Genomic DNA, 19105 nt, shown 5'->3' on the forward strand with positions numbered 1-19105 from the left:
TTCGTAGTATAAAGGAGTTGAAAAAAAGTGGCGTTAATGCTACTTTTTAAATGAATACAAAGCCAAAATTCATTCCCAGTGACCGATTTCTAAAGTTTTTGCGCAATCTTTCAGATAAAGACCGTGCAAAACTAGTCGGAACGATTTCCTTAATAGAGTCCCATGAATTGTATGTCGCTATACGACAACTGTGGGTTAAAAAAATTGAGGACAATTTGTTCGAGATTAGATCAATTCAATCCAATAACATACGACGCGCCATTTATTTTCACATCGAAGAAAATAACTATTTTATTACCCTTGGATTTACGAAGAAAAGCAATAAAACACCACAAAGACAAATTGATAGTGCCAAACGCATACGTGCAAAGTATCTAAGGAGAAACGATAATGATAAAAAATAATCCCCAAACCATGGACACCCTCATTCAACAAGAACTTAAAAATCCAAAGTTTCAAAAAGCCTACGATCAGACCGTCAGCACAGGCAACGCCGCCGTTGCTTTATATGAGTTTCGCCATGAACTTGGTTACACACAAGCTGTGCTGGCAAAAAAGGCCGGTCTGGCGAAATCGACGATTGTTCGCATTGAGACCGGCATTATGAATCCACGACTGGAAACCTTGCAACAAATCGCTGACAGTGTTGGCGCGCATGTTGAATTAAGATTTGTACGGTAAACAAAATAAACATGAATTCAAAAAGGATTGAAATGGTTGCACACTGTTGTCGACCATTTCAATCCCTTTTATTATCTCGTTTATATTTTACGCACAGAATCACGTTTGATTAACGAAACGTCAACCACCTTCAACTGTGGCGCATGTTCTGGTTCTCGCAAACGGTTCATAATCATCTGACTAGCCCATGTCCCCATATCATAAACGGGCTGGTGAATCGTTGTTAAGCGCGGCACCATATAGTCATCCAGATCGATGTCATCGTAGCCCACAACTGATAAGTCCGCTGGCACGTGCTTTCCCAACGCATTAATGCCTCTCAACAGTCCCAATGCCATTTCATCGTTAACGCAGAACACTGCTGTTGCACCAGAATCAATCACTTTTTGGGCAATGGCCCAACCACCGGCCTTTGACAATTCCGTTGAGAAGACAAGCTCGTCATCAAAGACAATGCCGTGACGAACTAACGCACTGCGGTAACCAGCTAGTCGCAAACGCACATTTTGTGACGGTCGGTCTGGTAAAACCACAGCGATTTTTTGATGACCTGCCTCGATAAGATGGGAAGTGGCCAACTCACCGCCACGTTCATCATCGACAATGATCCGGTCCCCTTCGTTAATGGGATCGTTTTGGTCAAACAATAAGTACGGCACGTTATTGCGTTTGAGTAAACCATTGATTTCATCATTACCGACAGCTGAACTAGCGATGATCATCGCGTCCACACCACGTTCAACCAGCGTGCGCAAATAATAATGCTCCAACGCCTCGTCGCGGTCTGCACTTAAAATCATTGGCACACATTCATGTTCGTACATCGCATCCTGAATGCCACGCAAGAACATGGCAAAGAATGGATTTACTAAGTTGGGCACGATAATTCCAACAGTCTTCATTGAATGGCTGATTAGATTACGGGCATTAAAGTTAGGAACGTATCCTAACTGATCCCTAATTTTCATCACTTTTTCTTGTGTTGCGGCAGGAAATCTTTCGCCCTTCCCGTTGAGAATTTGGGAAACCGTCGTAATCGACAGTCCAGCAGTCTTTGCGACGTCTTTAATCGTTACCCGCTTTGCCATTTTTACTTTTCAACCCCCATAAGTTCGGTTAAATCATAATTTTTTATGTTACGAATATCATAGCATATTCACTCTCCATAAAGTGCGCTGATCCCCGTGAGACTGCATTTTGTTCGCCATTACATTGACAATGAATCGACTCGTTTTCGCGTTTGTTCGGCGAATTTACAACTTAACATAAATATTGTTATTCAAAAAAATAACTATTTATACTCATCATAGAAACATTAATTGCACTATAAATGGAGATGAATAACATGATTAAAATTTATACGATTCCGTCAAACTTACCCTCTCGTCAGGCAGTCCGTTGGTTAACCCAACATGATGTTGCTTTCACTGAGCAACGTGTCCATGTAGATCAACCAGAATTGACGATTGACGAATTGAAACAATTTTTAATGGCCTCCGAAAATGGCGTTGATGATTTGCTTTCCTTCCAGTCACTCGCTTATGCTGCGTTTATCAAAAATCATGATCCTGAAGCAATGTCCTTACAAGCATTGTTAACAGCCATGATTGCGAATATCCGTCTTTTACATTTTCCAATTATTTATGACGACCACCTTCACATCTTGCAAACGGGGTTTTCACAAGATGACATCAGAGTGTTTTTGCCTAGAAGTGTCCGGGTTCAAGAGCTAACTACTATGCTCCTCCGCGAATCCAAAAGCGATGATCTTTCTGATATTGAGTAAAGACTAAAAACACCTTCTGACAATCGTGCGGGGCCAACCAATGGCTGGACATACACAATTGTCAGGAGGTGTTTTGATGTCATTTCAAATGAACACATTTTTTCACATTAGCGCGTTTACGCTAGGTTAAAAAATATCTTTCACTACGCTACATCGTCACTTTGTTCTACAAGCATCATGATACTGGCACTGATTTGTTGAATCATTGCGGTTGTTAACGCTGGATTGAGCAACCGTAAAGTTTGCATCCCCACTTCCATTAACCACTGTGTATCAGCGCTCATTCCGAGCAGGGCGTGAAAGGCTAGTTCTAAGTTAGTCGCCGTTCCCTCCAATTGTTTGCTGGCCAAATCGTCTGGTTCAGCTGCATAGTAATTGGCACGGACCTGTTCGTGAAGCAACTCATAGTCCTTGAGCAGTGAAGATTCCTTGTCCATTAAAGCTGCTAAACGCTGATGTAATGCCTGGCTGTTCTCGGAAAATTGCTTTAGATTATTTTCATTTTCGTGTTGTTCTAACAGATTATAATTTTCCGTAAGGGCAAACGTTTGTAGCTGACAAGCGAACACGTTATTGAGAAACGCTAATAGGTCAAATTGACGACCACTAACCAGCCCTGTCAAATGCTGATCCATTAAGTCCTTTACGTTTGCAAGCGGAGCGTCCACAGTCACCTTGCGTTGGTGAAACCGTTTCTTATCCGCCTGACTTAACGGCGTCACATATTGCATTGTTTCTACCCCTTCCGTGAGGATCCATTGGCGTTACTAGCATCATTATTATCCGGTCCATCCGGTTGTGGTTGGTTCATGTCAACTTTGCGTTCTTTTGGACCATGCTTTGGTGCTAACTTAGCCTGAATTTCAGTTGCGACCGTTTCGACATTTACATCTGGATTAATATTTGCCAGGATTTCCATGATGTTAAAGAATTCCCACTTTAAATCAACCTGGAACATAATGTAATCATAGCCAAACAGATCCTGAGACCGCCATTCACTACGTGGCTTTTTAAGTAGTTCTTGAGGAAACCCTTGCTCCGCCTGTTTGGCTAACTGAACCCGTTCTTGTTCAAACGGACCGAACTGATCAGCATGTGCTTTCGTGTTAGCTGATAAACGATCCCCAGTTAACTTATGCCATGTTTGTAACTGCGACCACCACTCCTGGTTAATGGTATCCACTAAGCGGTTAAAATCTAACTGAACGGCAACATAATCTGACAGTAAATCGTTCAAGTCGACGTCACTGCCCTCAAAATTGCCTGTCATATTAGGAACCTGCTTTAAACTGTCGAATACACTCAGTGGATCATGTACAGGAATCTGGTAGTCATGAAAAACCTGTTGTTCTTGCTTCGTGATCGGTGTCGTAAAACTCATTGCGAAAGCCTCTCTTTGTGTTGTTTTGTTGTCTTTATCATAACGCTATAGAATCCGCTTTCATAGAAAAACTAATTTGTCTCGTCGTCCCTATCTGACACAAAGTGACGTGTTTTCGGCACAATTAAATGCCCATGTCCTCTTAAAAACTGACGGGCTTCCTTTGCAATCGTTTCCCGGTCTAAATTGAGCACGGCATCGTAACCGTCCACTAGGAAATCTTCTAACCCTGCCACCATTAAAACTTCGACCGTGTGTGCATAAAACTCCGTTTCGTCATGTAAAACTTGTTCGGGTCGCATTCCTAATACTTGAGCCAACTTATTCGTAAAATTCGGCCGACACCGATCAAAACCACTATTTTCAACCATCAATTCTAACTGTTCCTTTTGTAACTGAATAATCGCCGCCGCATCTCTTAATCGTTGCAGCATAAAATAATGTGACAACGGTAAGATGAGCTTCATGTTATTTTTAAAAATCAGCAAGGCTTCATGAGTCAAGCGACGAATCTGAACTAATTTGTAAAATCCTAACCAGCCAGTGTCCTGCATCGTTGATCCCGCGGTTGGTACAAAACCATATTTACCGTTTACATAAGGTGTGTAATGTTTCTGTCCCAAAAAATGATGGGCGATCGCCATTTGTTGGCGAGTTCGACTGTTCTTAGCCATCAATTCTCGCATCAATGTACCACATGGTCGGCGCACCAATAATGGTCCCAGCCGATAATCCAGAATCAACGTCAGTCGTTTTTGCTTCACGGTCACCGGCAGAACCAGCAAGGTCGTTGTTAAACTGATTTCGAAGTCAGCAATAGTTTCTTGTGTGGTCCATAAATGATTAATAAATGTTGATACTCGTAAATCGATTGTTTGATCGCGTAAACTGGCGGTTGAAAATTGTTGCTGACTCATTTTTGATCCCCTTAAAAATAATGTATCGGTAGAATAACGATTAATTTTCATTAATGCAATTCATTAGACGGCAATAAACTCACAAAAGTACCGGTCCAGCAAAAAATTAAACGCAACATATTAATGACGTTATCATCATTAATATGTTGCGTTTAACGTTTGCAAACGGATTACGTATTATCAACGGCCATTGAAAAGCGAACTCGCCGCACTTGCAATATTTATTTAATTATTTTCAGGCACCGTATTCCTTAATTTTACCGTTAACCGGCCCAGTACCAAATGTAGACTAGCTGTAATGAGCATTGCAAATACCGTGGCACCAATTGTATTTGTTACCCAACCGACTTGGCGTAACAAGAAATAACTCAAAATTCCGAATCCACAGTTGACATAGGCCAACCAGTTCACCCTTGGTGAGTTAGCAAACATATTATCAGTATAGCGTGCGCCATGGATAAGATAATAATCGACTAAAATAATGGCAATCTCTGGTCCCAAGATCATACCCACGTAATCTAAGAACATCGTGAACACGCCCAAAAAGCTGTTAGACCACAAAGGAATCAATGTCATCAGCGTCGCCAACACTGTTACTAGCCATAGAGCTGGCGTAAGTCGAAGTCGTTTAAAAATGTTGGTTAATGCCGTGCCGGCAGCCATTAGATTAACTGCATTTGCGGTGGTACTCGTCAATACAATCACAATCATTGCCAAAATACCTAGGCCAAGCCGTGAAGCCACTGTACTTGGGTCAGATGCATTCGGATCAAAGCTGTGCAGCGTCACCGCCGCACCAATGGTAGCGATGATACCAACGAGCGCAAACCAGAACAATCCAACTGTGCCGCCAACAAACGGCGCTACGGTAGCAGCCGTCTTATTCTTTGCAAACTTGGTGAAATCCGCACCAGCAGTCACCCAAGCAAGGTTAAACGCCGCTAACGTATCGATCGCATTACCAGTCGGCAGATGAAACTTAATTGGCACTTGCCACTGAGTCAACTGCTTCAACGATACGGTTTGAAAAACCGCCCATGTTTCCCACAATACCAGTAAAATTACCAACACAATTCCAACACGCTCAATAATCCGTACAGACCGTTGACCGAGCGAAATACTAATCAGATGCAAGATTGACATCATCAAAATACCAAAGATAATGCCCTTCAATCCGCCGCGTTGACCAAAAACTGGCCAGCCCAGTAGATCATGAAGCAAATAACTAATAGAACCGGCTGCAATAAACGTGTTTACCGCAGCCCAGCCCATGAACTGAACCACGTTGACTAATGACGGCCCGACGCTACCCCAACGGCCGAACGAAACATTCGTCAAAGCCATTGTAGAGCGTCGCGTTTGAAACCCTATATACCCGACGAGAGCCAGTAGCAGGTAAGCGATTGGACCGGTGATCATTAATACTTTCATCGCCCCACCCAGTCCTAGTGCAGCCAATACGCCACCAACATACCAAGTGCCGTTGTTGGCATTGGCTCCAATCCATGTCGCCGTCTGATCCCAAAAACTCATACTGTGTGACGCTTCTGATGCTGTTTGTTTCATGTCTCTTCCTCCGTTTGCTGCTAAGAAAAAGCGCTACCAACACAGTAATGTCAGTAACGCTTGTAATTAGCAATATTTGCGGAAAATGACTGAGAGGCCACGATGCCCGTAACTTGTTGTTTGAAAAAACGCCTCATCAAAAACATCATGGTCTTGCCTCCAAAAAAGGTCCGCTCACTGTCGGACAGTTATTTTCTAGAGTAGTTTAGCAATAATCACACGCAGATTCAAGCGTGAGACCCAATATTCGACATGCCTTTTTAATACAATGATGACAACGGCCTACTTCACTGACCGGCCCAAAACGCTCGCCACTATCAAGGTTAAGTGCAAATGTTACTTGAGCAAACGACACTTGTTCTAAAACCAGTCTTTAATCGATAACCTCATGGATGAGTGTCAACGGCTGCGCCTCATCACCAATTGCAATATTTGCTTCAATCAATTGCTGGACGTCGCTAACATCCTCTCGGTTACTGTGAATTGTCAAAATCGTGTCACCTTGATGAACTTCGTCACCAACCTTTTTGGACAACGTCAAACCGACAGCATAATCCAATTGATCATCCTTCTTCTGCCGGCCACCACCGAGCATCATCGCAGCAATGCCCATTTCATCTGCCTTCATTTTGGTGATGACGCCATCACGAGCTGCCAATATCGGCATCTGATATGTTGCCTGAGGCATCATTGCTGGGTTTTCAATCACGCGACCGTCACCACCCTGAGCAATGATCATTTCTTTGAACTTGGTCAAAGCGGAGCCATCATCAATATGCTGCTGTAGCATTTTTCTGGCGGCATCTAGATCGGTTGCCTTATTTGCCATGACAACCATTTGACTGCCAATTGTTAATACCAAATCAAGCAAATCAGCTGGGCCATTGCCCTTTAATAATGCAATCGACTCTTCAATTTCCAAGGCGTTACCAATGGCGTTCCCTAGTGGCTGATTCATGTCGGAAATAACCGCCATTGCATTCATACCAACACTTTTACCAATGCCGACTAGTTCCTTGGCCAATGCAACTGAGTCCGCCTCTGTTTTCATAAAGGCGCCACTCCCCGTTTTAACATCCAAAACTAAGGCATCTGTTCCACTGGCAATTTTTTTACTCATGATTGAGCCAGCAATCAATGGAATGGAATCAACCGTATCAGTTACATCACGTAATGCATAAATCTTTTTGTCTGCTGGAGCGATGTTTCCAGTTGCGCCGACGATGGCGCAACCAACATCGCGCAACTGCTGTTTAAATGATGCTTCGCTAATTTCAACCTTTAAACCAGGAATGGCCTCCAACTTATCCAACGTGCCACCCGTGTGACCAAGGCCGCGCCCAGAAATCATTGGCACTGGAATACCAACCGAGGCTACCAAAGGCGCTAATGGAATGCTGGTCTTATCGCCAACACCACCAGTCGAATGTTTGTCCACCTTGACGCCAGGAATATCACTCAAATCCAACTGATCTCCCGAATGCAACATGGTCATTGTCATGGTGGCCGTTTCTTGCTTTGTCATTCCTTTTAGATAAATCGCCATTAATAGTGCACTAACCTGATAGTCCGGAATGTCACCTTTTGTATATCCATTAATAAAAAATTCAATTTGCTCGGTGGTTAGTTCTCCACCATTACGTTTCGTATCAATTACATCGACCATTCTCATGGTTACTGACCTCCATCACTTAGTGAACTGGGTCATAATTTAATAGCTGAGTTGCACTTCCTTGATCAATAATCAACGTGTTCGCATAACCGGCTGTAACAGCACCGTGTACAGCCGGTACCTTGGCAGGATTAGCCGCCACTAACACGCTGTGTGGAATATTGGCGAGTGCGTCAAGTGGAATACCGATCGTTCGCTGATCAATATTTGTATCAACCAACTGACCATGAGCATTAATAAAGCGAGAAAATACATCGCCAACCGCATGGTCTTGTAAATAAGCCTGTTCAGCTTGAGTGAAGTATCCCAACTTAAACAGCAATGCTGAGTCGCGAACTGTACCAACAGTAAAAACTGCAATGTCAGCCTTTTTGCCCAGTTCAATAATATGTTTAATGTGTGTATCCTGTTCAACCAATTCTTTTGTTTGTTGGTGATCGAAAATAACTGGGAGCGGCAGGTACTGCGGTAGCGTATGAAATGCGTTAGCAAATGTATTAACACTTTCAAACGCAAAGTTATTACTCTGTGTGTTTGCCACGCTACCCTTCATCTGAACAACGGTTATGCCGCTAACATCCTTAGGATCCAAATGATTTGCAACTTGGTGAATGGTTTTTCCCCACCCAAGTCCGATAATGTCATCTGTCGTTACAATTGATTCAATATATTCTGCGGCCACTTTTCCAACACGTGACAATAAATCGGGAGTACCCGTCCCTTGTGTTGGCACAACTAGCAAATGCGCTAGCTGATACTTTTCTTGAAGCTGCGCTGTTAAAGTAGCTACTGGTGTCATCGGCGCAGCAATCTCAATTTTAACCAGGCCAGTTTTTCTTGCGTACTGCAATAAGCGTGAAACCGTTGCACGTGAAATGTTCATTTCGGTTGCAATTTCGCCTTGTCCCCAATTGTTTTGGTAGTACAAGGTCGCTGCCTTAAGACTATCTGCCGTTTTTTGATCATCTGTTTCCACGAACATTTCCTCTTTTCGTCCCACGGTTTCGGAATCCCTGTCACGATTGCAGTTAACATCACGTTATGGCCGGAAACAATTTCAGTACAGACAATCAACAAAGAGCGAATGATTTGGCAAATCGCCGAACCATTCGCCCTTTATTGATTAACCAATGTCTTCCTAAACATTTCAAACTCAATGTTGCGTTACTTACCAGCAATCGCTGTCGCTAACGAAATGTTAATCATGTCGTTGAACGTTTTTTCGCGTTCCTCCGCCGTGGTTTTTTCTTCGCCAAAAATTAAGTCACTGACCGTCAACACAGACAGTGCACGGAAGTGAAGTTTGGCACCCAACAAGTATAACCCTGCTGATTCCATTTCGGTGCCAATAACGCCATAATCAGCCAACTTCTTCATGTCTAGTTCATCATTATAGAAACGGTCTGCAGCAAAAATGTCGCCTACTTTGGGCGTAATACCCATCTTCTGAGCTTCATGAAAAGCTGTATCCAGCAGTTCAAAGTTAGCTAGCGGTGCATAATGGATGCTTGGTCCAAATGTATTCGCAGTTACAGCAGAGTCAGTTGTTGAGCCTGATGCCAACAGCACATCCCGTAAATGGACATCCGGCGCCATGCCGCCACATGAACCGACCCGAATGATTGTTTTCACACCGAAGAATTTAACTAATTCATTAATGTAAATGGACATGGATGGAATTCCCATCCCTGACCCTTGAACGGAAACACGGTGGCCTTTATATTCACCCGTGTAGCCAAAAGCATTTCGAACCGAATTCACCTGTTTAACGTTGGTCAAAAAATTTTCAGCGATATACTTTGCCCGCAGTGGATCTCCAGGCAGCAAAACTGTATCAGCGTAATCACCCATGTTGGCACCGATATGTGTACTCATTGTGCATCCTCCTCATTCGAAAGGTTTATTTTACCGTTTCGCCATTGCTGACTTCACTCAAGAAACTGGTGCCTTCACTATTCCCTTGCACACCAAAGTTTTCCAATACTGTCGCGCCCATATCAGCAAACGTTGGACGAATGCCCAATGACTGATTAGCGTGCTTCATAGATGGAGAGTATGCCAACAACGGGACGAATTCACGTGTATGATCTGTACCACGGTAGCCAGGATCGTTACCGTGATCAGCTGTGATCATGAGCAAATCATCATCCTTTAAGTTTGCCAATACCTTGGTCAACCGTTGGTCAAAATCCATTAAGGCCTGACCAAATCCCTTTGGATTACGGCGGTGACCATACATTGCGTCAAAATCGACCAAGTTCGTAAAGCAGAAACCATGGAAGTCACTAGCCATAACTTCATCCACATGATCCATTCCGTCCATGTTGCTTTCATTGTGGTAGCCCTTGGTAATGCCATGGCCAGAGAAAATGTCATTAATTTTCCCAACACCAATCACATCAAGTCCATCCGCCTTTAAGCGGTCCATGTCCGTTTCACCAATTGGTTCTAGACTGAAGTCGTGACGGTTAGCCGTCCGAGTAAAGTGATCCTTGTCCGGGCCAACGTAAGGACGCGCAATAATCCGGCCAATTGTCCATTCTGGTCCATTAACTAGTGAACGCGCATATTCACAAATTTTGTACAGTTCTTTAACAGAAATAACATCTTCATGGGCGGCAATTTGAAGCACCGAATCTCCAGATGTGTAAACGATCAATTCGCCGGTCTTCATCTGTTGTTCACCGTAATCGTGAATAACGTCAGTTCCCGAATAAGGCTTGTTGACAATTACATGGCGGCCAGAGAAATCTTCCAGCTTTTTAATGATTTCTTCTGGGAATCCGTTTGGAAAAGTCGACAAAGGCTTTCTAACAGGCAGCCCCATCATTTCCCAATGACCGTCCATACTATCTTTACCAGCAGAAACTTCACGCATTTTGCCAAACGCACCAATGGCTTGATCAGCGACTGGTACACCCTGAATCGGCTTATCGGGACGAATGTTGCTAAGTCCCAACTTACCTAAATTTGGCAGTGCCAAGTCTCCCGCATAAAACGCGCCAACATGTCCAAGTGTATCAGCGCCCACATCATCGAAGTCCGCTGCGTCTGGTGCCTCCCCAATACCGACTGAATCCATTACAATTGCAAAAATTCGTTTGTATGCCATGATTTTTGAAAGTCCTTTCCTGTCTCGCTTACGCTCATATTAATGAGCAGTTATCTAAAATCACTTAACCTTTTTCGTTTAGCAAGCGCTTACATTTTTGTTGAAAATGCATCTTGTTAAACTGTTGCCGTTTGTGCCTTTGCTTCTTCAAGAATTGCAACTGATGCAGAGACACCTAAACGATTGGCACCTGCGTCGATCATTGCTAACGCATCCTTCAAGCTGTGCATGCCACCGGCTGCCTTAATCTTAAAGTCAGGACCAACTGCCTCACGCATTAAACGAACATCTTCGGCCTTAGCGCCAGAAGTGGAAAATCCAGTCGAGGTTTTAACAAAATCAGCGCCACCCTTAACGGTCAGCTCGGAAGCCCGCCGTTTTTCTTCATCCGTTAATAATGCATTTTCAATAATCACCTTAAGCAATTTACCCTTGGCATGAGTAGCCTCCGCTACAGCTTTAATGTCTGCCAACACAGCTTCATCATGATTAGATTTTAATTCGCCAATATTGATAACCATGTCAATTTCGTCGGCACCGTTATCAATGGCACCGTTGGTTTCAAAAACTTTTGTTGCGGTCGTTGAAGCTCCCAGTGGGAACCCAATTACAGTACAAGTAGCAATGTCTGTTCCCTCAAGTCCTTTGTGAACACGAGCAACCCAGTACGGATTGATACATACGGAAGCAGTGTTGTATTCGCGAGCCTCCGCAACAGTTTTATCAATCATTGCAGAAGTTGCTTCTGGTTTAAGCATTGTGTGATCCATGTATTTTGCGAGTTGTGCAACAGTTAATGTCATTTTATGAAATCCCTTTCATTTGTCTGACATCAGTATATCAAGAGCCGTGAACATTTGTCCACAATATTTTAGAAAATATTTTCACAACGACGATTAAGCGCTTTATATCCGTTTAGTAAATTTACAATCTTTCATACCGTTAATTCCTATCAGACTAGCAATCGTAGATTAATTAAACGGATTTAGATACCAATCTCGAATATATTGGTCTAGCCCAAATTTTAAAGCGATTTCACATGTTTTGTTTGCCATCCCTCAGTTCGAATTTACAGCATGGTGTATTGTTCACCAGCACGTTATTCTCCTTTACGTCAACGGCCTTCGACAAAAAAAATAATCGTTTTGACTATGCCTGTGTACAAGGCAACGATCAAAATTAAATGAGGAAAATATATGCCCATTCATAATGAAGATGAACAATTAACACAACAAGCCTTCGCCTTTATCACACACGAAAGTAACAGCCGGGTTCTGTATGGCGTTCTAAAACGTCTCAACGTACGCCCTGGGGATCCAAATTTTGACGATGCTGTTTCTGAGGGTCGCCTCATCTACGTGGCGGTATTTAAAGACTATGTGAATGCCTTCGGAGAACAGGATGCCGACGCCTTACGTCGCTATGCTTACCAACGGCTCTACTGGCGGCTTTTAGACTGGTTGCGCGCTAGTACACGTCGATTAAGCCATCAAAGTGAACTCAGTGATACTGTAGTCAACCAACTCCAAAACACGGAGGCAACAGCGATTGACATGGAAACCCATGATTTTATAAACCGATTAATCGCGACTTGCACACCGACAGAAAAAAAGTTGCTAAGCCTTTTGCTTGATGAAGAAATGACCATTAGTCGGGCCGCTAAGTCACTTCATGTTTCCAGGCCGACTCTTTACAAACACCGTGAACGTTTGGCAGCCAAGCTTCAGACTCATTTTCCTGAATTCTTTTAAAGCTGCAACTTAATGGACACAAAACGGTCATCACTATCTTTCCCAGAGATAGTGATGACCGTTTTGTCGTGTTATTTTCTCAAAAATCGTGTGTTGCAATAAAAATTAATGACAGTCATAAGTCGGTGGCTACTTAGTCAAGATCTTAAAGCCCAGTGCCTGGCTGTCGGCTTTGAAGCGTTTGACTGTGTCTAATGAATACTCAGCCAATGGCTTGCCCAATAACGTCAACTTCTTCAATGAATCTGGCGTGCAAGTAATAATGTCTGTGTGCGTTTGTGCCGCCTGTATAATGTTGTAAACTTCCCGCTGACTTGCCCACAACAGTTTCAAGTTAGGCTTAAAGTGAACAATATCAGCATATTTCGACATTAATGGTCGCGGATCCACACCAGTATCAGCAATCCGGCCCGCAAAGACTGAAATAATCCCACCTGTTGTTTCATCAAGAGCATCGCGTACATGACGAACTTGCTCTTCCGTAAAAATAGCAGTTGCGTTAACCTTAATGCCATCATGAGACAATTTGTGAATCAACGGAATGCTTGATTCACCTAAAGAATTCATGACCGGAATTTTCACATACACGTGTGTTCCAAAATGACTGATAATATGTGCTTCTTCTTCCATATCGCCAAAATCATCACTGAATACTTCAAATGAAATTGGTAAATCAGGAATACTAGCAACAGCTTGATGTGCAAACTCAATGTAGTCCGTAACTCCGGCAGCCTTCATTAAAGAAGGATTGGTTGTAAAACCAGTCACTAAACCTGATTTGTAGGCATCGACCATTTGGTCAATATCTGCACCGTCAGCATAAAGTTCTACACCTAATTGATTAATTCTTGTTTCGTCCATTGGTATCACCTTTTCAATCTAAGTATATAGGCCTTTAGTACATGTTTATGTCGATTGGTCTATGCTTCACACCATACCTGTTCACAATTAGCTCGACAACCAATATATTATGAGAAAATAATTAAAACCCGTTTTTTCTCTCATCAATTATCAAAATTGGTTCTTGATTAATCGCTTATATATCAAGGAATGTGTAAAATTGGTCTATGACGGCACAGACGTTTGCACAATTCTCATGAAAAAAGCCACAATGATTTTCAGTCATTTTCGTTTTCCGCATCAAGTTGCAATTTCAAGATCGTCAAACAGGGCGAATAAGCGTAAATTAGCTTTTTTACACAAACCGCCACTTTTAGTCGAAATAAGTGCTATAAAGGATGTAATCGGTTTAGAAAAGGTGGTTTGAGAATCTATGGAAGAAAAACAAGTATTAACGTTATTGACAGATTTCATCAAAATTGATTCACGCAATGGTCATGAAGAAGCCATGTCAGACAGGATCATCACTGAACTCGGTCAGCACGGCATTACAGCGAAAAAAATCCCTTATCAGGATGGCAGAACAAATCTTTTTGCTGAACTAGACTCGGGTAAACCCGGCAAAACGTTAATGTTGACGGGTCATCAGGATACTGTAGCAGCTGACGAACATGACGATTGGCGTTTCCCGCCGTTGGCAGCCCACGTTGAGAATGGTCAACTTTTTGGTCGCGGTGCGGCAGATATGAAGAGCGGTCTCGCTGCTATGGTAACCACTCTGATCGACCTGCATGATGCTGGATTACCCAAAACTGGTAAACTACAATTTCTAGCTACTGTTGGCGAAGAGTATGGTGCCCCTGGTTCACGAATGTTAACGCAGGCAGGCTATGTCGATCACGTAGACGCCATGATTGTTGGCGAACCAACCAGTGATCAAATTATTTTTGCTCATAACGGTTCCATTGATTATTCTGTCGATTCAATTGGCAAATCCGTTCATTCTTCCATGCCCGAAAAAGGCATCAATGCCATTACCAATCTAGTCAAGTTTATTAATGAAGAAAACCATGCATTTGACGATGCACCAACCAGTGACGTTCTGGGCCCAGTTGTCCATTCTGTCACTGTCATCAACGGCGGTGATCAGGTCAATTCAATTCCTGGTCAAGCACACTTAGAGGGTAACATTCGGCCTATTCCAGAATTTGACAACACCAAAATAATTGACCGACTGCAACAAATTATCGACAAACTCAATCAGGAACCCGGCGTTCAGTTAAAACTGACTGTCGATTTCAGTTTCTTCCCTGTTATCTCAGATCGTGAATCTTCACTGGTTAAGATTGCCAGTGATGCCTTAGCGAAAGCGACAAAACGGCCAGCAGAATTATCCGTGATTCACGGTGCTACGGATGCTTCTGAATATACTAAAGCGGATAACAAATTCCCCATTATTGTCCTCGGACCCGGTCGATGGGACATTGCTCACCGGGTTAATGAATATGTCGATTTAAGCGATTATTTGCACTTGATTGATGTATACAAGCAAATTGCCACTGAATATCTAAGTTAGCTTTGTATCTTACAATATCTTATTGAATAGGAGTTTTCCAATATGACCATCAAGCTCATTGCCGTTGACATGGACGGCACCTTTCTAAATGACGAAAATGACTACAATCGTGCTCGATTTGCACAACAATTCCGCCAGTTAAGTGCAAAGGGCATTCATTTTGCCGCGGCCAGCGGTTCACAATTTCAACGACTTGTTGATCAGTTTCTACCTTTCAAAGATCAAATGGATTTCATCTCAGATAATGGCGCAATTGTACATGCTCGCGATGCATTATTATTTGCCAGTGAAATCCCTCATCAGTTAGTCAATCAAACCTTGGCGGTACTGAAACAGCATTACCCACAGCCGACGGCACTTACGACATTATCTGGCGTTAACCGCGCGTACGTGGATAGCGAAACGCCAGAACCAATTTTCCAATTGATCAAACGATACTATAATTCACTGGTTCGTTTGGACCACCTTTTTGATGTCGATCCTGCGACTCTGGATGATCAACTAGTTAAAATCGCTGTTAGTTTCGATCAAACGGTTAACACCGAGGCAGTGATTCCAGAAATGATCAATCAACTTCAACCTGGTTTATCTGCCATGAATTCTGGCTTTAACACTGAAGATATTGGTGTTTCCGGAGTATCAAAAGAAACTGGTTTACAGCATTTACAAGAACGTTACAGTATTCAAAATGATGAGATCATGACGTTTGGTGATAATGAGAATGATCTCGATATGTTAACGATGACACCGCACGGGTATGCCATGGCCAATGCTCATGCTGATGTGCTGGCAAACGCACCACATCGGACAGACTCTAACAATGATGAAGGGGTTCTTAATGTCATCGATCAATTACTCTCCGGCTCACTGGACGTTTAGCTTCATTTCATTAAGGAACTTGATAATGCCATAATGCCGTTAAATGCCGGTACGTTGTTGCGAAACGCCGTTCCCTGAGGACCGGTCTCAACCCGCTTAAAACGCGGTTTTCAACCTTGATTATGAGCCGAAAACCACGTCTCATAAGTCATCCCGCAACACTAAATGGGTAAAACCGCCCCATTAAGTGTTGCCGACACGGAACTCTGTTTCGCCACAACTTCACTCCATCGACCTTTTAGCTTCAAGATTTTAAAAGCTATTCTAGAGCAAACAAAGCGACGTTGAATTACCCATGAAAGTGGGAATTCAGCGTCGCTTTTCTTCAACAAATTCTAAAAGCACTATTTTTCTGCTTCATTGATAGCATCATTTAAACCGGATAATTCGATGTCAGCTTTCATAAAGTCAGCATTATCTGTCGGCAAATGTAACATCAAGTTTGGTAATACTTGCGCAGTCACCTCGCCTGTCATGACGGTGAAATCAAGCAGGTGACCGGCAAATTGATGGTCGTCACTGATGAAATGCAAGTGAAATCCGCCGACAGTCGCACCCGCATACAATGCTGGGGCAAAATAACCGACAACAGTTCCCTGAACATCTTCTCGCGTAAATTCCGGCTGAGCGGCAGTCGCCGTCGTCAGTGGTGGATACGGTTTGGTTTGCTTAGGTGCCACCCGTACGTGTACTCGGTTAAAGATACCAGTCATCACAATGCCCGCAAAGGCATTTTTCAAACCAGCTGTCGTTTGTAACCAGCTCGTAAATGCTGACATCGTCATGGCCGCCAATGGCGTCTTAGGCAATTGATTATCAAACGTATGGACTGAAGCGAATGGCATCGTCGCATCACCATTGACCGTGTTGACTGAACCATCAGCTGCAGCTTGAAAGGCCTGTCCGTCAACAATGACTACTTCACCATCCAGACCGGCTAGTGTGCCAATGCCTGTATCACCATGGTTTAGCAGCTCTTTCGTTGTGATTGTGCCTTCGAACAGCCCCGGAACTAACAGTGCCAAGGTTCCGTGCTGATATAACGTTTCCGTATCTGTCATTAACCTAAACTCCCTTTGTGCTATCGATATTTTCTAAAATTGATCTGGCAACAGTGTTTTGCCAAGCTCTTGATTATGTGAGTAATCAACGGGCACATCAACAATTACCGGTCCCTTTGTCGCAAAGGCTTGGTCCAACACTTTGTTCAGATCAGTTGGATTGTTAACCCGTAATCCCGTTGCACCAAAGGCCTCAGCGTACTTAACATAGTCAACGTGACCAAAATCAACCGCCGCATCTACACCATATTTCATTTCTTCCTGGAACTTCACCATATCATAGTGACCGTCATTCCAGATAATGTGCACAATGTTAAGTCCTAAGCGAACTGCAGTTTCTAACTCCTGACCGGAGAATAAGAAACCGGCGTCACCTGAAACAGAAACGGCTTGATGATTTGGCCGTACCAGTGCCGCAGCGATTGCCCATGGTAAGGCAACACCTAATGTTTGCATCCCATTGCTGAACAAAAGATGACGCGGTTCATAACTGCGGAAATGACGTGCCATCCAAATATAATGGCTCCCCACATCAACACTCACCGTCATATCATCGGTAACGTGATCCTGCAGAGCTGCCACGAGCGCTAATGGCTGCACAGTGGCATCTTCATCACTTGCTTCAAAGTTTTGATCCCGCGTCGTTAATTCTTCATGAAATTCAGCTAACGTCTGTTTGGCAGCAGCGCTGGGCTGATACCCTTTGATTGCTGGTTGTAAGATGGCCAATGTCTGGGCAATATCGCCCACTAACTGTGTCTCTGGTTGGAAGTGTTGATCCAACTGAACTGCTGTCGCATCGATCGTTACGATGCGGGCCTGCTTCTCAGCATTCCAATTACGCGGTTCGTATTCAACCGCATTATAACCAATGGCAATCACTAAATCAGCCTGTTTTAGCAAACGATCACCTGGCTGATTCCGGAATAACCCAACACGACCAAAGTAGTGGTCAGCTTCCAAATCGCGAGAAATAATTCCAGCGCCCTGGAACGTTTCAACCACAGGAATGTTGGCAACTGTCACGAGATGGCGAATCGCATTGGTAACTTCTGGTGAAGAAGCCCGCATGCCAGCCAGAATAACGGGCAATTTTGCACTACGAATTTCCTGAGCTAGTAAACTAATATCGGCAGGGCTTGCCGGTCCCAAAACGGGCGCCTGCAATGGTTCTAACGCTGGGCTGGTAACTTCAGCATCATCCACATCCTGTGGCAAAGAAACAAAGCTCGCCCCTTGTTTGCCGGCAGTCGCAGATTCAAACGCATTAGCCAACACTTCTGAAATATTTTCTGGATCTTGAATTTCCGCAGAAAATTTCGTAATTGGCTTAAACAAGGCCGCATTAGCCATACTTTGGTGAGTCAACCGTAGTAAGTCCTTACGTGGAACCTGTCCACCAATGGCAACTACGGGATCGCCTTCAGCTGTTGCAGTGACTAAACCAGTTGCTAAATTGCTAGCACCTGGTCCTGAAGTAACTGCAACTACCCCTGGTTCGCCTGTAAGTCGGCCAATCCCCGCCGCAATAAAGGCCGCGTTTTGTTCATGTCGTGCGACGACCAGCTTGGGTGATTGCGGATCAGTTGGATGAGCCAAACGCTCAAATAAACGGTCAATCTTAGCACCGGGAATACCAAAAACATACTTCACATTATGGTTAATCAAACTTTCAACAACGGCATCAGCGCCGTAACGAGTTTCTTCAGTCATGAATAATCTCCTTAATTAATCCGTGACGTAGCGACCATCTTCCGGTCAGCAAATACGCTCACTTGTGAAAAAATCATAATCCAAGCGTACCACACTTTTCACAAATGATTAAACATTTTGTGATAAAAAGGCAGTCTCTTTATTGAGGCTGCCTTTGTTTGACACTATCG

General features: G+C 43.5%; 19 protein-coding genes. 6 read left to right on the plus strand and 13 right to left on the minus strand.

Annotation, left to right across the window (positions count from 1 at the left end; genetic code table 11):
- Positions 1-50: 50 nt before the first annotated feature.
- Positions 51-404, plus strand: a complete 354-nt coding sequence (locus ABUE36_RS08765; RefSeq protein ID WP_161000923.1) for a type II toxin-antitoxin system RelE/ParE family toxin — start codon at positions 51-53, stop codon at positions 402-404.
- A complete protein-coding gene (locus ABUE36_RS08770) occupies positions 391-681 on the plus strand; it encodes a helix-turn-helix transcriptional regulator (protein WP_161000924.1) in 291 nt (96 codons plus the stop codon). The genes ABUE36_RS08765 and ABUE36_RS08770 overlap by 14 nt, the downstream gene beginning before the upstream one ends.
- Positions 682-761: 80 nt before the next feature.
- Here the strand turns inward: ABUE36_RS08770 and rbsR are convergent, their stop codons facing one another.
- Entirely contained in the window at positions 762-1769 is a 1008-nt protein-coding gene (gene rbsR, locus ABUE36_RS08775; protein ID WP_161000925.1) for a ribose utilization transcriptional repressor RbsR, read from the minus strand.
- 257 nt (positions 1770-2026) lie between these two features.
- On the opposite strand from rbsR, the gene ABUE36_RS08780 reads away from it, so the two are divergent.
- The gene (locus ABUE36_RS08780; protein WP_161000926.1) at positions 2027-2467 is read left to right on the plus strand and encodes an ArsC/Spx/MgsR family protein; all 441 of its coding nucleotides are present in this window, start codon (positions 2027-2029) and stop codon (positions 2465-2467) included.
- A 143-nt stretch (positions 2468-2610) separates the two neighbouring features.
- Here ABUE36_RS08780 and ABUE36_RS08785 read toward each other — a convergent pair whose 3' ends face one another.
- The 9 genes from ABUE36_RS08785 to deoC form a co-directional block, all read right to left on the minus strand.
- A complete protein-coding gene (locus ABUE36_RS08785; protein ID WP_161000927.1) occupies positions 2611-3198 on the minus strand; it encodes a hypothetical protein in 588 nt (195 codons plus the stop codon).
- A gap of 5 nt (positions 3199-3203) precedes the next feature.
- Complete coding sequence (locus ABUE36_RS08790) at positions 3204-3848, minus strand: hypothetical protein (RefSeq protein ID WP_161000928.1); 645 nt, start codon at positions 3846-3848, stop codon at positions 3204-3206.
- Between the two features lie 71 nt (positions 3849-3919).
- Positions 3920-4765, minus strand: a complete 846-nt coding sequence (locus ABUE36_RS08795; protein WP_421016620.1) for a hypothetical protein — start codon at positions 4763-4765, stop codon at positions 3920-3922.
- Between the two features lie 225 nt (positions 4766-4990).
- A complete protein-coding gene (locus ABUE36_RS08800; protein ID WP_421016621.1) occupies positions 4991-6331 on the minus strand; it encodes a cytosine permease in 1341 nt (446 codons plus the stop codon).
- A 373-nt stretch (positions 6332-6704) separates the two neighbouring features.
- Positions 6705-8003, minus strand: coding sequence for a pyrimidine-nucleoside phosphorylase (locus ABUE36_RS08805; protein ID WP_161000931.1), 1299 nt, complete (start codon positions 8001-8003; stop codon positions 6705-6707).
- Between the two features lie 19 nt (positions 8004-8022).
- A complete protein-coding gene (locus tag ABUE36_RS08810) occupies positions 8023-8985 on the minus strand; it encodes a sugar-binding transcriptional regulator (protein WP_421017481.1) in 963 nt (320 codons plus the stop codon).
- A gap of 182 nt (positions 8986-9167) precedes the next feature.
- On the minus strand, positions 9168-9878 hold the full coding sequence (gene deoD, locus ABUE36_RS08815) for a purine-nucleoside phosphorylase (RefSeq protein WP_161000932.1): 711 nt from the start codon (positions 9876-9878) through the stop codon (positions 9168-9170).
- A 25-nt stretch (positions 9879-9903) separates the two neighbouring features.
- Complete coding sequence (locus ABUE36_RS08820) at positions 9904-11115, minus strand: phosphopentomutase (RefSeq protein WP_421016622.1); 1212 nt, start codon at positions 11113-11115, stop codon at positions 9904-9906.
- Positions 11116-11231: 116 nt separating this feature from the next.
- A complete protein-coding gene (deoC, locus tag ABUE36_RS08825) occupies positions 11232-11918 on the minus strand; it encodes a deoxyribose-phosphate aldolase (protein ID WP_421016623.1) in 687 nt (228 codons plus the stop codon).
- A 393-nt stretch (positions 11919-12311) separates the two neighbouring features.
- On the opposite strand from deoC, the gene ABUE36_RS08830 reads away from it, so the two are divergent.
- Positions 12312-12866, plus strand: coding sequence for a sigma-70 family RNA polymerase sigma factor (locus tag ABUE36_RS08830; RefSeq protein ID WP_161000935.1), 555 nt, complete (start codon positions 12312-12314; stop codon positions 12864-12866).
- A gap of 129 nt (positions 12867-12995) precedes the next feature.
- Here the strand turns inward: ABUE36_RS08830 and ABUE36_RS08835 are convergent, their stop codons facing one another.
- Positions 12996-13727: a transaldolase gene (locus tag ABUE36_RS08835; RefSeq protein WP_421016624.1), complete on the minus strand. Its 732-nt coding sequence runs from the start codon at positions 13725-13727 to the stop codon at positions 12996-12998.
- Positions 13728-14139: 412 nt separating this feature from the next.
- Here ABUE36_RS08835 and ABUE36_RS08840 point away from each other — a divergent pair, with 412 nt between their 5' ends.
- Both ABUE36_RS08840 and ABUE36_RS08845 read left to right on the plus strand, forming a co-directional pair.
- Positions 14140-15282, plus strand: coding sequence for an ArgE/DapE family deacylase (locus ABUE36_RS08840; RefSeq protein ID WP_161000937.1), 1143 nt, complete (start codon positions 14140-14142; stop codon positions 15280-15282).
- A 42-nt stretch (positions 15283-15324) separates the two neighbouring features.
- Positions 15325-16161 (plus strand): Cof-type HAD-IIB family hydrolase, encoded by an 837-nt coding sequence (locus ABUE36_RS08845; protein WP_161000938.1) that lies wholly within the window; start codon positions 15325-15327, stop codon positions 16159-16161.
- Between the two features lie 344 nt (positions 16162-16505).
- Here the strand turns inward: ABUE36_RS08845 and budA are convergent, their stop codons facing one another.
- Together budA and alsS are read right to left on the minus strand one after the other, a co-directional pair.
- Positions 16506-17222 carry an acetolactate decarboxylase gene (gene budA / locus ABUE36_RS08850; protein WP_161000939.1) on the minus strand — a complete coding sequence of 239 codons (717 nt, stop codon included), beginning with the start codon at positions 17220-17222 and terminating at the stop codon, positions 16506-16508.
- Positions 17223-17255: 33 nt separating this feature from the next.
- Complete coding sequence (gene alsS, locus ABUE36_RS08855) at positions 17256-18935, minus strand: acetolactate synthase AlsS (RefSeq protein WP_161000940.1); 1680 nt, start codon at positions 18933-18935, stop codon at positions 17256-17258.
- Positions 18936-19105 lie beyond the last annotated feature (170 nt).

The sequence above is a fragment of the Furfurilactobacillus cerevisiae genome, from assembly GCF_048961765.1.
GTDB lineage: Bacteria > Bacillota > Bacilli > Lactobacillales > Lactobacillaceae > Furfurilactobacillus > Furfurilactobacillus milii_A.

Excerpts from the sequence above, each read along its gene's own strand:
- ABUE36_RS08765 (WP_161000923.1), top strand. The coding sequence starts at position 51 with ATGAATACAAAGCCAAAATTCATTCCCAGTGACCGATTTCTAAAGTTT.
- ABUE36_RS08770 (WP_161000924.1), top strand. The coding sequence starts at position 391 with ATGATAAAAAATAATCCCCAAACCATGGACACCCTCATTCAACAAGAA.
- rbsR (WP_161000925.1), bottom strand. The coding sequence starts at position 1,769 with ATGGCAAAGCGGGTAACGATTAAAGACGTCGCAAAGACTGCTGGACTG.
- ABUE36_RS08780 (WP_161000926.1), top strand. The coding sequence starts at position 2,027 with ATGATTAAAATTTATACGATTCCGTCAAACTTACCCTCTCGTCAGGCA.
- ABUE36_RS08785 (WP_161000927.1), bottom strand. The coding sequence starts at position 3,198 with ATGCAATATGTGACGCCGTTAAGTCAGGCGGATAAGAAACGGTTTCAC.
- ABUE36_RS08790 (WP_161000928.1), bottom strand. The coding sequence starts at position 3,848 with ATGAGTTTTACGACACCGATCACGAAGCAAGAACAACAGGTTTTTCAT.
- ABUE36_RS08795 (WP_421016620.1), bottom strand. The coding sequence starts at position 4,765 with ATGAGTCAGCAACAATTTTCAACCGCCAGTTTACGCGATCAAACAATC.
- ABUE36_RS08800 (WP_421016621.1), bottom strand. The coding sequence starts at position 6,331 with ATGAAACAAACAGCATCAGAAGCGTCACACAGTATGAGTTTTTGGGAT.
- ABUE36_RS08805 (WP_161000931.1), bottom strand. The coding sequence starts at position 8,003 with ATGAGAATGGTCGATGTAATTGATACGAAACGTAATGGTGGAGAACTA.
- ABUE36_RS08810 (WP_421017481.1), bottom strand. The coding sequence starts at position 8,985 with ATGTTCGTGGAAACAGATGATCAAAAAACGGCAGATAGTCTTAAGGCA.
- deoD (WP_161000932.1), bottom strand. The coding sequence starts at position 9,878 with ATGAGTACACATATCGGTGCCAACATGGGTGATTACGCTGATACAGTT.
- ABUE36_RS08820 (WP_421016622.1), bottom strand. The coding sequence starts at position 11,115 with ATGGCATACAAACGAATTTTTGCAATTGTAATGGATTCAGTCGGTATT.
- deoC (WP_421016623.1), bottom strand. The coding sequence starts at position 11,918 with ATGACATTAACTGTTGCACAACTCGCAAAATACATGGATCACACAATG.
- ABUE36_RS08830 (WP_161000935.1), top strand. The coding sequence starts at position 12,312 with ATGCCCATTCATAATGAAGATGAACAATTAACACAACAAGCCTTCGCC.
- ABUE36_RS08835 (WP_421016624.1), bottom strand. The coding sequence starts at position 13,727 with ATGGACGAAACAAGAATTAATCAATTAGGTGTAGAACTTTATGCTGAC.
- ABUE36_RS08840 (WP_161000937.1), top strand. The coding sequence starts at position 14,140 with ATGGAAGAAAAACAAGTATTAACGTTATTGACAGATTTCATCAAAATT.
- ABUE36_RS08845 (WP_161000938.1), top strand. The coding sequence starts at position 15,325 with ATGACCATCAAGCTCATTGCCGTTGACATGGACGGCACCTTTCTAAAT.
- budA (WP_161000939.1), bottom strand. The coding sequence starts at position 17,222 with ATGACAGATACGGAAACGTTATATCAGCACGGAACCTTGGCACTGTTA.
- alsS (WP_161000940.1), bottom strand. The coding sequence starts at position 18,935 with ATGACTGAAGAAACTCGTTACGGCGCTGATGCCGTTGTTGAAAGTTTG.